At 34.1% G+C, this 14,352-nt stretch carries 12 protein-coding genes; 9 read left to right on the plus strand and 3 right to left on the minus strand.

Annotated features, from left to right (window positions below; all coding sequences use genetic code 11):
• The first annotated feature begins 11 nt into the window (after positions 1-11).
• From CSUIS_RS03530 to mnmC, 6 genes are read left to right on the plus strand one after another with little or no spacing between them, the layout of a single operon-like run.
• The gene (locus tag CSUIS_RS03530) at positions 12-230 is read left to right on the plus strand and encodes a DNA-directed RNA polymerase subunit omega (RefSeq protein ID WP_086236831.1); all 219 of its coding nucleotides are present in this window, start codon (positions 12-14) and stop codon (positions 228-230) included.
• A complete protein-coding gene (locus CSUIS_RS03535; RefSeq protein WP_086297137.1) occupies positions 214-2,403 on the plus strand; it encodes a RelA/SpoT family protein in 2,190 nt (729 codons plus the stop codon). Before CSUIS_RS03530 ends, CSUIS_RS03535 begins: the two co-directional genes overlap by 17 nt.
• 5 nt (positions 2,404-2,408) lie before the next feature.
• Positions 2,409-3,614: a tyrosine--tRNA ligase gene (gene tyrS, locus CSUIS_RS03540; RefSeq protein ID WP_236860798.1), complete on the plus strand. Its 1,206-nt coding sequence runs from the start codon at positions 2,409-2,411 to the stop codon at positions 3,612-3,614.
• The gene (locus CSUIS_RS03545; RefSeq protein ID WP_086236828.1) at positions 3,614-4,726 is read left to right on the plus strand and encodes a nitronate monooxygenase; all 1,113 of its coding nucleotides are present in this window, start codon (positions 3,614-3,616) and stop codon (positions 4,724-4,726) included. The genes tyrS and CSUIS_RS03545 overlap by 1 nt, the downstream gene beginning before the upstream one ends.
• Positions 4,710-6,185 carry an N-acetylmuramoyl-L-alanine amidase family protein gene (locus tag CSUIS_RS03550; RefSeq protein WP_086297143.1) on the plus strand — a complete coding sequence of 492 codons (1,476 nt, stop codon included), beginning with the start codon at positions 4,710-4,712 and terminating at the stop codon, positions 6,183-6,185. The genes CSUIS_RS03545 and CSUIS_RS03550 overlap by 17 nt, the downstream gene beginning before the upstream one ends.
• On the plus strand, positions 6,182-8,038 hold the full coding sequence (mnmC, locus tag CSUIS_RS03555; protein ID WP_086297146.1) for a bifunctional tRNA (5-methylaminomethyl-2-thiouridine)(34)-methyltransferase MnmC2/FAD-dependent 5-carboxymethylaminomethyl-2-thiouridine(34) oxidoreductase MnmC1: 1,857 nt from the start codon (positions 6,182-6,184) through the stop codon (positions 8,036-8,038). Before CSUIS_RS03550 ends, mnmC begins: the two co-directional genes overlap by 4 nt.
• A 102-nt stretch (positions 8,039-8,140) precedes the next feature.
• Here mnmC and CSUIS_RS03560 read toward each other — a convergent pair whose 3' ends face one another.
• Positions 8,141-9,187: a dehypoxanthine futalosine cyclase gene (locus CSUIS_RS03560; RefSeq protein ID WP_086297149.1), complete on the minus strand. Its 1,047-nt coding sequence runs from the start codon at positions 9,185-9,187 to the stop codon at positions 8,141-8,143.
• Between the two features lie 110 nt (positions 9,188-9,297).
• Between CSUIS_RS03560 and CSUIS_RS03565 the strand changes: the two genes are divergently transcribed.
• Positions 9,298-10,494, plus strand: a complete 1,197-nt coding sequence (locus CSUIS_RS03565; RefSeq protein WP_086297152.1) for an MFS transporter — start codon at positions 9,298-9,300, stop codon at positions 10,492-10,494.
• Here the strand turns inward: CSUIS_RS03565 and CSUIS_RS03570 are convergent.
• Together CSUIS_RS03570 and CSUIS_RS03575 are read right to left on the minus strand one after the other, a co-directional pair.
• Positions 10,479-11,276, minus strand: a complete 798-nt coding sequence (locus CSUIS_RS03570; protein ID WP_086236823.1) for a CheR family methyltransferase — start codon at positions 11,274-11,276, stop codon at positions 10,479-10,481. The genes CSUIS_RS03565 and CSUIS_RS03570 overlap by 16 nt on opposite strands.
• A complete protein-coding gene (locus CSUIS_RS03575) occupies positions 11,273-11,836 on the minus strand; it encodes a CheB methylesterase domain-containing protein (protein WP_086297155.1) in 564 nt (187 codons plus the stop codon). Before CSUIS_RS03575 ends, CSUIS_RS03570 begins: the two co-directional genes overlap by 4 nt.
• A 121-nt stretch (positions 11,837-11,957) precedes the next feature.
• On the opposite strand from CSUIS_RS03575, the gene CSUIS_RS03580 reads away from it, so the two are divergent.
• Positions 11,958-13,796: a flagellar assembly protein A gene (locus CSUIS_RS03580; protein WP_086297158.1), complete on the plus strand. Its 1,839-nt coding sequence runs from the start codon at positions 11,958-11,960 to the stop codon at positions 13,794-13,796.
• Entirely contained in the window at positions 13,793-14,344 is a 552-nt protein-coding gene (ruvA, locus tag CSUIS_RS03585) for a Holliday junction branch migration protein RuvA (protein WP_086297161.1), read from the plus strand. The genes CSUIS_RS03580 and ruvA overlap by 4 nt, the downstream gene beginning before the upstream one ends.
• The last annotated feature ends 8 nt before the right edge of the window (positions 14,345-14,352 follow it).

Consider the following 14,352-nt stretch of genomic DNA (forward strand, 5'->3'; position numbering starts at 1 on the left):
AAAGGAAGATAATGAGAATAGAAGAGATAGCGGCTAAGGCTTTAGAAGCTGTGGGCGATGATAGATATAAATTAGCACTTTTAGTGGCTAAAAGAGCTGAAGCTTTAGCAAATGGGGCGCAAATTTTAGTAGATATAAACACACAAAAGATGAAATATACTGATATTGCGCTTTTAGAGATAGCTTATGGTAAAATTGCTTTAGAGGGAATAGTTGAATCAAATAGATAGCGAGCAGCTCTTAGAGCAGCTTATTGATGATGTTGTCTGTGCTAAAAGCATAGAATCGGCAAAAGATGTTTTATACTCTGTGGCTAAGCCAACTGGAATGCTTTTAAAGGCTGTTGATTACTGCGTTAGATTGCATGATGGGCAGTTTAGAAAAAGTGGTGAGCCATACTCCATTCATCCTATTTTGGTATGTTCATTTGTAGCACATATGGGTGGCGATGAGAGTATGCTTATTGCCGCTTTACTCCATGATGTGGTAGAGGATACTGAATGCACTGAAGAGGAGTTGCAATTTGAGTTTGGTGAAGAGGTTGCGGTGCTTGTGCGTGGTCTTACGAAGATTGTGGCAATTAGAGAAAATGAGCTTATTAGCTCCAGTTCTAATGAGAAGTTAGCAGCTTCAGCTTTGACATTTAGAAAGATGCTTTTAGTATCTATAGAAGATGTGAGAGTTTTGATTATCAAGCTTTGTGATAGATTACATAATATGCTAACCTTAGATGTCTTAAGACCAGAAAAGCAAAAGAGAATTTCAGAAGAGACCCTAGTGGTTTATGCTCCAATTGCCCATAGGCTTGGTATCTCATCTATTAAAAATATCTTAGAGGATTTAAGCTTTAAGTATGTTATGCCTAAAGAGTATGCTGGGATTGAGTCATATATCAATGAGCATAAGCAGCAGTTACAACTAAAGATAAATTCATTTAGCCAAAAGGTGAGCGAAAAGCTTTTGGCAAATGGCTTTTCTGAAGATAGCTTTATGATGCAAAAACGCATTAAGCACTACTACTCAATATATTTAAAAATGCAAAGAAAGGGTATAAGCTTAGAAGAGGTTTTGGATCTTTTAGCCGTTAGAATTTTAGTCCATAATCCAAAGGATTGCTACTTAGCACTTGGGATTATACATATGAATTTTAACCCATTAATATCGAGATTTAAAGATTATATAGCCTTGCCAAAGCAAAATGGATATCAAACTATCCACACAACAATCTTTGATGATAAAACTATTATCGAAGCTCAAATTCGCTCATTTGATATGCATAAGACAGCAGAGTATGGCGTAGCAGCTCACTGGAAGTATAAAAGTGGTGGCTTGGTCTCTCCTAAGCTAGATTGGCTAAGTGATATTAAAGCTCAAGAGAGCGATGATAAAAGCATTGAAGAACTATATGAGTATGCCAAAGATAGCTTGTATGTAGAAGATATTGCAGTATATTCACCAAAAGGTGGGATATTTACACTTCCTAGGGGTGCTACGGCTTTGGATTATGCCTATGAAATTCACTCTGAAGTTGGTCTTCATGCTAAAGAGGCTTATATAAATAGGATAAAAGTCCCTTTATTAACCGAGCTAAAAAATGGAGATATAGTTCGCATTATTACAGGCGATGAGGCTAAATATCGTTGTAGCTGGCTTGATAGCGTTAAAACTGGTAAGGCTAGAGCTACTATTAGAAGCTTTTGTCGTCAAAAATTAAGGGATATAAACTATCAAGTATCTATTGATATATTATCTGCTATATTTAATGTTAGCAATGATAGAATTTTAGATTGGTTAGAAAAAGAAGGATTAAGTAAGAAGATTTCTAAGATTGCTACAGATTCTGTATATCTAAAAGAGGTTGTTCAAATTCTAGATACGCACTCTAAAAAAGATAAGCTATTTTCACTTAAATTTGGCGATAAACACGAGATTAAAAAGCAGAAATTTGACAATATAGTGGTATATTCAAATTTCGCTATTAAGAGTGTGGATTTTGATTATTGTTGTAATCCAAAACGGGGCGATGATATTATAGGATTTAGAAATGGTAGTAATGTTACAGTTCATCATAAGCTATGTGAAAGAGCTGCTAAGTTGATGAGCGATAAAGAGGAGATGATCTTTGTCAAATGGACAAGAAATGCTCCACATAGATATAAGGTTATTTTAAGCATTGAAAATAAAAGGGGAAGTTTGGCTGAATTTTTAACCTATTTGGCTAAGCTAAATGTCGATTTGGTTACTATTACGCTTAGTGAAAGTGATGATTTGATAGCGGCTGATTATTTTGATGTGGTAATAGAGCTTAGTGATAATTTAGATAGTTCAGTGATTAAAGATAAGCTAAAAGATCGCTATAAGATAGCTGAATTTAGCTCACTAAGTGATGCATATAAAAATTAAGGAAGATTATGATAGCTAAAATTATGAGTGAAATTAGGCGTGGAACTGCTGAGATAATTGATTATGAGTGTATTGAGAAATTAGTCAAAAACTACTATGAAAATGGCAAAAATTTCTATATCAAAGCTGGATTTGACCCTACAGCTCCAGATCTTCACTTAGGTCATACAGTGGTGCTAAATAAGATGAGATTGCTCCAAGAGCACGGCGGTATCGTGCAGTTTTTGATAGGTGATTTTACTGCTAAAATTGGAGATCCAACTGGCAAGAGTGCTACTAGAAAGATTTTAAGCGATGAGGTTATAGCTCAAAATGCTAAAACCTATAAAGAGCAGGTATTTAAAATTTTAGATGAGAGCAAGACTGAAGTTATGTTTAATTCAGCTTGGCTAAATAATCTTGGAGCTGATGGATTGATCGCACTTGCTAGCACATTTAATGTAGCTAGAATGCTTGAGCGTGATGATTTTACTAAACGATATAAGGCTGAGACTCCAATTGCTATTAGCGAGTTTTTGTATCCATTATTACAAGGATATGATAGCGTAGCGATGAAGTGCGATATAGAGATGGGTGGAACGGATCAAAAATTTAATCTCTTAATGGGCAGAACTCTTGGTAGAACATATAATATCGGCAAAGAGCAAGCTATCATTATGATGCCACTTCTTGTGGGTCTTGATGGGGTTAATAAGATGAGTAAGAGTCTTGGTAATTATATTGGTGTTACTGAATCAGCCAGTGATATTTTTGCTAAAACTTTAAGCATTAGCGATGATCTTATGTGGGTTTGGTATGAGCTACTTAGTAGCTTAAGTATCGATGAGATTGATAAGCTTAAAAGTGATGTAAAAAGTGGAGCTTTACACCCTAAGGTTGCTAAGGAGAATTTAGCTCTAGAGTTAGCAGCTAGATTTAACACTAAAGAAGCAGCTATGGAAGCTATGAAGGAGTTTAATAGAGTTCATGCTAAGGGCGAATTGCCAAGCGATATGGCTAAATTTGAGATTAATGCTGATGATATTTGGATAGTAGAAGCACTTAGTTTATGTAAGTTAGTTGGGTCAAATTCAGATGCTCGTCGCCACATTAAGGCAAATGCTGTAAGCATCAATCAAGCTAAGATTAGCGATGAACAGCTTAGACTTTCTAAGGGTGAGTATGTATTACAAGTTGGTAAAAAAGCTTATGCTAGATTAGAGGTAAAATAATGGAATTAAAGAGTTTAAAGATCGGAAAATATGTAATCAAATATCCCATAATTCAAGGTGGTATGGGTCTTGGTATAAGCTGGAATAAATTAGCTGGTAATGTAAGCTTAAATGGCGGTTTGGGCGTTATAAGCTCTGTTGGCACTGGGTATTATGAGCATAGAGCTCATATCACCAAAGAGTTAAATTCAAAGCCATATGATAGTGTGAATTTCTACTCTAGAGAGGGGTTTAAAGCTATAATCGATAATGCTCGTAAAATTTGTGGCGATAGACCGCTAGCGGCAAATATAATGTGTGCTAGTAATGATTATGCTAGGATTGTAAAAGATGCTTGTGAGCATGGTATAAATATCATAATTTCAGGGGCTGGACTTCCTACAAATTTACCTGAGCTTACCAAGGGGTTTGCTGATGTAGCTTTGGTGCCAATTATAAGCTCTGCTAAAGCTCTAAAAATAATTTGTAAAAGGTGGTATGATCGCTACAATAGACTACCTGATGCGGTTGTGCTAGAAGGGCCACTTAGTGGGGGACATCAAGGATTTACATATGAGCAGTGCCTAGATCCAAATTATCAGCTTGAGAATTTGATTAAGCCAGTAGTTGATGAGGCAACTAGATGGGCTGATATAAAAAAAGAGCAAATTCCAGTAGTAGCAGCTGGTGGGATCTGGGATCATGATGATATTGCTAAGGTTATTAATCTTGGAGCAAGTGGCGTTCAGATGGGAACTAGATTTATAGGAACCTATGAGTGTGATGCTGCGGATGGATTTAAAGAGGTATTACTCGCTGCTAAAAAAGAGGATATTAGGCTTATTAAAAGCCCAGTTGGATACCCAGCTCGTGGAATTCAGACAAATTTGCTTGATTTAGTAGATAAAAAAGCTGGACCAAAAATCCAATGTATAAGCAACTGCGTAGCCCCATGTCAAAGAGGCAAAGAGGCTAAGCAAGTTGGATATTGTATCGCTGATAGGCTATATGACGCAGTAAGCGGTAATAAGGAGACTGGGCTATTTTTCAGTGGGGCAAATGGGTATAGATTAAATGAGATAATTAGCGTTAAAGAGCTTATAAAAAAGTTGGTTTATGGGGAAAATAGTTAAGCTTTTATTGCCATTTATTCTTGTTATTTTTGCCTTTGGTGGTGTGTTTGATGATTTTGATAATAAATTTACTAAGGCAAATAAGCAAGATAAAGTTCAAATTTATCACGAGTTAAAGGGCGTATATCTTAGTTCTATATTAAATGATAATGACAAATTAAAATTAGAGAGCTTAAAAAGATTAGTTAGTGGCGGGAAGATTCTTAAGGTAGATTATAGCGTTTATGCTAAGGAGCTAAGTAGCATACAAGCCCAAAATACCGCAATCAAAGATAGTCTAAAGCCAAAAATCGCCACTAAAAATAGCATTAAAGAGAGCAAGAATAATCAAAAAAATAATCAAAAAGATAAAAGCGGTGATATAACCTATAAAGTCCTATCTATATCATCTTCTAAAACCACTTTTATTTTGAATTTAAATAGTAATAGTAGTGATTTAAATATCAAATCATCACAGCTTAATCAGAATAAAACATATCGCAAAATATTTGATTTTAATGGAGTATTAACTACAAGTTATAAGAATAAAAAGGATCAAATCTCAGATCAAATCAGAATAGCTCAGTTTAATAAAGAGATAGTTAGGGTTGTTTTCACTGATGATAAATCGCAAGATATTGAGTATAAATTAAGCGGTAATAGTGTGATTTTTACCCTAAAATCAGCTAAAAATTCAAATTTCACCACAAAATCAACTACGCAAAAAGCCACCACCACAAAAAAATCTACACAAAAAAGCGATAACGCTCAAAAAGCCACCATAAAGACAAATTCAGGTAAAAATAAGATTGTAGTTTTAGATGCTGGACATGGCGGTAAGGACGCTGGAGCTGTAGGTAAAAATAAATTATATGAGAAAAATGTTGTTTTAAATATAGCCTTAGAGGCTGGAAGGATCTTAAAAAATCGTGGTTATAAGGTGTATTATACAAGAAGTAGCGATAAATTTATAAATCTTAGAAATCGCACAAGCTTTGCTAATGAGAAAAAAGCTGATATATTCATCTCAATCCACGCAAATGCCGCCCCAAATGAGAAAAAAGCTAAAGAGATGCAAGGCATTGAGACCTATTTTTTAAGTCCAACTAGAAGTGAGCGAAGCATGCAAGCTGCAAATTTAGAGAATAAAGCTGATACCGATGAGATGAACTATTTTACCAAAATTAGTTATCTAAATTTTTTAAACCGAGAGAAGATTATCGCTTCTAATAAGCTTGCTATTGATGTTCAATCCAATCTCTTAGGTGCGGTCAAATCTAAATTTAAAGTAGTAGATGGCGGGGTAAGAGAGGCGCCATTTTGGGTTTTGGTGGGGGCTTTGATGCCTGCTGTATTGATAGAAGCTGGATATATAACCCATACAAATGACCATAAATTGCTATCGGATAAAAACTACACTAACAAAATTGCTCTTGGGATAGCAAATGGAATTGATGATTATTTTGCGAAAAATCAATGATTGAGTATATCAATAATACGCTTTATAGCTCTAAATTTGATGATATATACTTTAATACTTATGAGCCGCTTAAGGAGTGCCAATACTCTTATAGTAGTGCTTTGGAGCAGATTGATAATGATGAAATAGTAGTAGCTGAGGCTGGATTTGGCACGGGGCTAAATCTCTTTTGCACTATTGAAAAATTCAAAACCCTAAACAAAAAAAGCCTTCACTATATCGCAGTTGAGAAGTATCCATTTAGCAAGAATGAGCTAACTACTATATATAGAGAGCTTGGGCTTGGTGGCGATATTTATGATGAGTTTTTAGATAGTTATTATATTGTCAAAAATTCGCTTTTGCGTATATATTTGCTAAATTCAACCATTATTGTTGATCTATATTTTGGCGATATTTTGGAGTTTTTAGATGAGTGCGAGTTTAGGGCTGATATTTGGTATTTAGATGGATTTGCTCCAAGTAAAAATCCCCAAATGTGGAGCGAAGAGTTTTTATCAAATTTAGCCGCTTACTCTAGTGAAAATGCGGTTATTAGAAGCTTTAGCTGCGCTAGGGTGGTGCGTGATAGACTTAGTCAAAATGGATTTGAAGTTAGCAAGATTAAGGGCTATCATAAAAAGCGAGAGATGCTACAAGCCATTTGTGTAACGCCAAAGAGTAGGGTTAAAAGGGAAATTTGGTTTGAGCCGCCAAAGATAGTTAAGCCAAAAAGCGTTTTGGTAGTTGGTGCTGGTATTGCTGGATTATCCATCGCTACGTTATTTAGCAAAGCTGGATTTGAAGTCATTGTGGCTGAGAGTGCTAGTAGCTCAGCTCAAGGTGCTAGCTCAAATTTAGCTGGTGTTTGTGCGCCACTGATTACTCAGCCTGGAGTGATTTTAGGCGATATGCATATTAGCTCATTTTTATTATCAAGGCAGTTTTATAAGAGATTTGGTGGTGAATTTGTAGATTTTTGCGGTTGTGATGAGTATTTGATAAGTGATAAAATGGCGGCTAAATTTAACCATAAAAGCGAGTTTTTTACCATTTTTAATGATATATATCCTAGGGCAAATATCGATCTTGCTATGCAAATTATGCCTAAAAATCTTTCTCAAAGCCTAGCTAGCAAGCTAAATATTTGCTATGGCTATGAGTATAAATCCCTTAAATATCAAAATGGTAGCTATGAGGTTAAATTTAATAATTTAAATATTATTAAAGCGGATTTAGTGATTTTTGCTAATGGTAATAGGGTAAGGGAGCTTTTTTTAGGTGAGTTTAATGACCCATATATGCAACTTAGCAGTGTTCGAGGGCAGACTACATTAGTTAGTGAGTTTATCAAGCTTGATAGACCACTTAGTGCTAGAGGGTATATAACCAAAGCAGTAGATAAAATCCAGCTAATTGGTGCTAGCTATGCTAGAGGCGATGAGTATGCCTTGCCTAGAAGTAGCGATGATGATGGGAATTTGGCTTTAGTGAGTGAATTTATCGATAGAAAAGATATAGATATAATTGGCTCAAATGTTGGATTTAGAGGCTATAGTGGCGATAGATTTCCTATAATTGGCGGAGTTCATAATGCGAGTAGATATATGCAAATTTATAGCTCACTTCTATGGACAAAGGGCAAACTAACCCATCAAGATCCGATCTATCACCCAAATATTTTAATCAGTGCAGCTCATGGCTCAAGGGGGCTTAGCACGGCAATTATGGGTGCTAATATCTTGCTTGATATGGTTTTGGGGCGTCAAATTTGTGTTAAAAAATCGATATTACACGCCTTAAATCCATCGAGATTTCTAGTAAGAAAGCTAAAAAAAGGCTTAGTAAAACCAGCTGAAATTTCTACTAATTAGATAGGATTAGTAATTAATCTCTATTTTAATTTCATTTTGATAACCTAAAATGGTGGAAATCCACATAAATTTTAAGGGATTTGTGGCGATGAGAGCCACAAATTAAAATCTTTGTAAAATATCGTAATTTGTATTTCGTTTAGCTGGGAATTCGCCTATATCTTTGATTAGCTCTATCATTTGATCTTGGCTCATTCTATAGCTTGCACCGGCGGCTTTGACTACATTTTCTTCCATCATAGTGCTACCTAGGTCATTAGCACCAAATTTAAGCGCTAATTGTCCTATATATGAGCCTTGGGTTACCCAGCTACTTTGGATATTAGCAAAATTATCTAAAAATAGCCTTGATACTGCTAGTAGTCTTAAATATCTATTTGGAGATTGCTTTTTGATATTTGGTATCTCTTGGATTAGTTTTGTATTAGCTGATTGAAAACTCCATAAAATAAAAGCTCTAAATCCGCTAGTTTCATCTTGGAGATTGCGAATTTTATCTAAATGCTCTACTATCTCCTCATCGCTCTCAATTGTGCCAAACATCATTGTAGCCGTGCTTTTTACCCCAATTTTATGAGCCTCTTTATGTACCTCTAGCCAAGTATCGCTAGAGCACTTCTTAGGTGAGATTATATCGCGAACTCTATCGCTTAATATCTCAGCTCCAGCACCAGGAATGCTATATAATCCAGCCTTTTTAAGCCTAGATAAGACCTCGCTAATTGAAATTTTAGAAACTCTAGCTATATAGTCTATCTCCACAGCAGAAAAGCCGTGAATATCGATATTTGGGTATTTTGTGGCGATATGAGAGACTAATTTTTCATACCAATCGATTTTGAGTTTTGGATGGACGCCACCTTGGAAGAGAATTTGCGTCCCGCCAATCTCTATTAGCTCATCAATCTTCTTATTAATCTCATCAAAGCTAAGCAAGTAAGCCTCATCTTCATTAACATGCTTATAAAACGCACAAAATTTACAATCTACCCAACATGTGTTAGTGTAATTGATATTTCTATCTACTATAAAAGTTGTGATTTTATCAGGGTGAAGCTCTAATTTTTTAGCGCTTGCCATCTCTCCAAGCTCTCTTAAATCTCCATTTTTGATAAGGTTTAAAGCCTCATCAACGCTTAATCTACTCACGAAAATTCCTTAAATTTTTAGGCGATATTGTATCAAAAAGTGGCAAAATTCAAGCTTATTTATATAAATTTAGCTATAATTTTGGCTTTAAATTTAGCATTAGGTTAGTTGTGAAAAAGTATTACGCATTGCTTTGTTATAAGCCAAATTTGAGAATTTTAAGCTCTATACAATTTATATGTTATTTTGGAATGTGGTTTTCTCATACTGGGATTTTTACCCTTTTGATACAGATGTCAGCTCCTGTGTGGGCTATTACCTTAGCTGCTGCGATGGCCTTTATCCCAAATGTGCTTTTAGCCCCTATAAATGGCGTGATTGTAGATAGATTTAACCCTAAAAATTTAATGATGATAATGCTATTAATAGAGACTATTACCGTTTTTATGCTACTTTTTATAGATGATATTTCTTTGCTTTGGTTGCTTTTTATAATTATTTTTGTGCGTATGGGGGTAGGGGTTGTATATTTTCAAACTGAGATGAGTCTGCTGCCAAATTTAATGAGTAGGAAAAATCTAAAATTAGCAAATGAAATTCACTCCATCATCTGGGCTGTCTCATATACTGCTGGAATGGGGTTAGCTGGGATTTTTATCCACTATTTTGGGATTAAGGCGTCATTTTTGTTTGATTTTGGGCTATATATCTTTGGTATGCTGATTTTAACTCGTTTAAAAGCACCACAAATCATAAAAACCACCACTCAAAATATCTTAAAAATGATGATTGAGGGGTTAAGGTATATTAGATCAAATCCAGTATTAATACATATAATATTGCTACACTCATTTGTAGGGGTCACAGCCTATGATAATTTAATCGCCCTTATGGCAAAATATGAGTATAAGGAGATTATGAGTATATCATTGATAATTGGATTTATGAATATGACAAGGGCGTTTTCTTTGGTTGTTGGTCCTATGGTTTTGAGTAAATTTACAAATGACAAAACGCTCATATGGCTATTTATTGGTGAATTTTTGGGGATTGGGCTGTGGGCTATTTTGCAGTTTAATTACTATTTGGGGCTTATAGGGCTTGTGGCGGCTGGATTTTGTACCTCTACTTTGTGGTCATATACATTTACAATGTTACAAAATAATTGCGATAAGAGATTTTATGGTAGGGTTATAGCTTATAAAGATATGGTGTATTATTTTATATCTGCTACCATATCTTTTGTGGTTGGACTTTTATATGAAAGTGGTGTGAGTCTAGCTATGATTACATTTTTGATGGCGATGATATTTTTGTTTGGGGCATTTTACTACCTTTATGTATATAGACACTATACTCTTTCATAATATGTACTAGATAGATCAACTACTTTATTATATAGATCGCAATAAGGTACCAAATCAGCATTACCAAAGTAAATTCTACCATATGGCTTTAGGATTTTAGCAAATCTCTCTATAGTTAAAAGTCGATAATTCTCATCAAAGTATATCATCATATTTCTAGATAAAATCACATCAAATTGCCCAAGAGAAAATAGAGAATCATCAAATATATTAATGGTTTTAAACTCTATCATCGGCATTAGATCTTGTTTGATTTGATACTCATTTTCATATTTTTTGAAGTATATCTCTTTTTGCGATTGCCTTAAATTTTTAACAGATCGCTCATTATACACGCCCTCTTTACATTTTTGGATCATTTGCGAGTTGATATCTATCCCGATAATTTTTAATTTATACCTATCTATTCCTATAATTTTAGATAAAATTCCAAGAGAATAGACTTCTTCACCGCTACTACATGGAGCACATAAAATTTTAACGCTATTTGTGCCGATACTAATGTTATTAGCATATTGAATGGCAGAGTTTAGCTGATTTAACTCACGCATAAAATATGTCTCATTTATTGTAATTAAATTTAAAATTTCCTGTCTTAAAGCTCTATCAAATTGAAATTTGCTACATATATCTTTCATACTATCTATATTTTTATTTTTAGCAAAACTAGCTATTTTATTTTTAACTATATCTTTTTTGCTTATTAGGTCATTTCCGCTAAATCTTTTAGCTAGTTCAATAAATTCTAAAATATCATTACTGCTACACTCAAATTCTCTCATACAATAAACCTTTGTAAATTTGTTTTAATCATATCTAAATTGCCAATTTCTAATTTTGGATTTATATCTTTAGCTCTTTTTGGCATTCCATAGACTATGGCTGATTGTTCGTTTTCTGCTATGCATTTAGCTCCAGCTTTATATAATTCATTTAATCCACTAGCTCCATCATCGCCTATACCAGTAAGCAAAATTCCCATCACATCAACGATCCTACATAGTGGCACAGCGGAGTTAAATAGCATATTTACATTTGGGTTATATGTGGTTGTAACTCCGCTTTGATCTATATTTGCCGTTAAAAGCTGATGATTTAGCATTATGCTATTTTGCTCACAAATATAAATTTTATTTTGTAATGTTATTTTATTATTTAGTAGCTCTACGCCTGATCTTAACTCTTGAGCCAACCCATTAGCAAATGAACCAACAAAGTTTTTATTCATATGTTGAGCTATAACTACAGAGACATTTGATGGTAAGCTTATACCAGATAGCAACTTCTTTAAATGACCAGGACCACCAGTAGAAGCACCGATTAAGATTAGCTTTTGTTTCAAATTTTGCTCCAAAAATTAGATTGTGCGAAGTATAATATAATTAGGCTTAAAAGCCGTTTTATCTTTTTTAGATATAATTTTGCGATTAAGTTTATTTTAAAATCTGTAAGAAGGTTTATAGATGGTAGAAGACAGCAAAAATCCATATCAAGATATTGATGCGGTTTCTAAGAGTATGGGGGTACCGCCAGAGTATTTGGATTTTGATATTTTAGAGATATTTACTAGTTATAAAAATAATCAACAAGCCGAGTTTGCTCTAGCAGAAGATGTGTCTATTTTTGATGATGATGAGTTTTTCTTAGATGAGAATTTATCCATTATGCAAAGTTATAAGGTTAAATTTTATGATACTAGAGAAGATATTAGACCCTACCTTCCAAAAATAACTCTAGGAGCAAATAAATACTCCACAAAGGTAGTAGCAACGATAAAAGAAGACACCTCAGTTAAATATACTCCGACATTTGAAAAAGAGCTGATAAATACAATTTATAAAAAAATGCTTAAGGCTGGATTTTTAATCGATTTAAGATGTAAAGATTTTAAAAAGAGAGTATCTAGGCTAACCTCAATTTTAAGAATAAATGAGATGATAGAAAAATCAGAGACTATTGTCGTAGCTACTGGCATTGATCCAGTGCTATCTATGGATGGTAAATTGCTAGTTTATTATAAAAATAATAATGATGATAGCAATAATGATGATAAAAAAAAGGGTAGAAGAGATATTGATAGGGGATTTTTAAGTGGTGTTATAGAGGGTGATTTGATAATGGAGTATATTAAGCCTACTATTGGCTCTTGTGGGCGTAGCTTAAAAGGGGATATTATCCCAGTAGAAGCTCCTAAAAACACTGAAGAGAATCAAATAATAGTAAGTCAAAATATCAAAGCAGAAGAGAGCGAAGATCATATCAAATATATAGCTCTTAAAAGTGGCTATGTAATTGAAGAGGGTAATAAATATGATATAAAAGAGGAGATAGATGTAGGGTCTGTAAATTTAAAATCTACTGGCTCGATTACTACAAGCTTGGATTCTGATGTTAAGATAAATATTAAAGAGAGTGATTATTTAAGTGATGCTATTGGTAGTGGTATGAAGGTTGAAACTAGCGAGGTTAGAGCTATTGGTAATGTCGCTAAAGATGCAGTAATCAAAGCTAAAAGCGTAGTAATAGAGGGTAATACTCACGCCCAATCAAAAATCTATACACAAGATGCGAATATATCATTACATATGGGTTATTTGGAGTGCGATGAAGCTCATATAGATAGATTAGAAGGTGGTAAGATAAAGGCGAAAAAGGCGTATATAGGTTGTGTTTTAGGTGGCGATATAGAAGCTGATGAGATATATATAAAAACTCTTCACTCAAATTCAGTTATAAGAGCTTCAACCTTAATAAGCATAGATGAGCTAAAGGGCGATAATAATAGATTAATAGTAGATGTAAGTAGTATATTAGATCAAAATGGCGAAGTAACCAAACATCATAAAAAAATCCAAGCCTTAGAAGATGAGCTAAAGGTATTGCCAAAAGATCTAGAGTATAAAAAGAATGTTATAGAGAGTAATAAAAACTCTATAAATATGATAAAAAATAGATTATTAGAGATGAGACAAGAGGGTATTACCCCACCAGCTGCGTTTTTAAATAAATTAAAAGATTTCCAAGGATTAGTAGCTGATTATAATCAAATTTTAAAACGCATAAATTCAAAACAGATAGAGTTAGCTACCTTAAAAGATGAGTTAATTAGTATGGAGAGTATAATCTTTGATGCTAAAATCATAAATAGAGATCGCTGGACTGAGCTAAATGAGATTAAATTTAAATTAATCGAGCCGCCAATTGATATATCATATAGCACTAAAGAGAATGAGATAGCAAGGGTTATGACGCTAAAGGCTGGTATAAATGGATATGAGATAAAAAGGTCAAATGAGCTATGATAAGGGCAATTGAGGGATTAATAACTAAAAAGGAACCAACAAATATACACATTAAGTGTAGCGGTATCACATACGCAGTAAATATATCGCTATTTACTAGCACTTCATTAAATAAAGGCGATAATGTCGAGTTGCTTATCACCCAAATTATTAGAGAAGATGCGAATTTGCTATATGGATTTTTAAATGAGAGTGAGCAAAGGATTTTTGAATTGCTTTTAAAGGTTAATGGCATTGGGGTTTCTACGGCTATGGCGGTTTGTTCATCTCTAAGCCCAGAGGAGTTTAGCTCAGCTATTATAAATGGTGATGATGGAGTGCTAAAGCGTGTCCCAGGAATAGGCCCAAAGAGTGCTAGAACTCTAATAGCTCAGCTAAGCGATGCTAAATTAGGCGATATAAGTGGCTCAAATAGTATTAGTAGTGAAGCCTTTATGGCGCTTGAGAGCTTAGGCTTTAAACGAGATAAAATAAGTGCAGCTCTATCTAAATGCACCAGTAGCGATACGCCATCTTTGATTAAAGAGGCGCTTAAAATATTATCTTAAAGGTTGGT

Origin of the sequence: Campylobacter porcelli, from assembly GCF_002139855.1 — a bacterium.
GTDB lineage: Bacteria > Campylobacterota > Campylobacteria > Campylobacterales > Campylobacteraceae > Campylobacter > Campylobacter porcelli.

What these genes read in the sequence shown, in the direction of transcription:
- CSUIS_RS03530 (WP_086236831.1), top strand. Translation starts at nt 12, where the DNA reads ATGAGAATAGAAGAGATAGCGGCTAAGGCTTTAGAAGCTGTGGGCGAT.
- CSUIS_RS03545 (WP_086236828.1), top strand. Translation starts at nt 3,614, where the DNA reads ATGGAATTAAAGAGTTTAAAGATCGGAAAATATGTAATCAAATATCCC.
- CSUIS_RS03550 (WP_086297143.1), top strand. Translation starts at nt 4,710, where the DNA reads ATGGGGAAAATAGTTAAGCTTTTATTGCCATTTATTCTTGTTATTTTT.
- mnmC (WP_086297146.1), top strand. Translation starts at nt 6,182, where the DNA reads ATGATTGAGTATATCAATAATACGCTTTATAGCTCTAAATTTGATGAT.
- CSUIS_RS03570 (WP_086236823.1), bottom strand. Translation starts at nt 11,276, where the DNA reads ATGAGAGAATTTGAGTGTAGCAGTAATGATATTTTAGAATTTATTGAA.
- CSUIS_RS03580 (WP_086297158.1), top strand. Translation starts at nt 11,958, where the DNA reads ATGGTAGAAGACAGCAAAAATCCATATCAAGATATTGATGCGGTTTCT.
- ruvA (WP_086297161.1), top strand. Translation starts at nt 13,793, where the DNA reads ATGATAAGGGCAATTGAGGGATTAATAACTAAAAAGGAACCAACAAAT.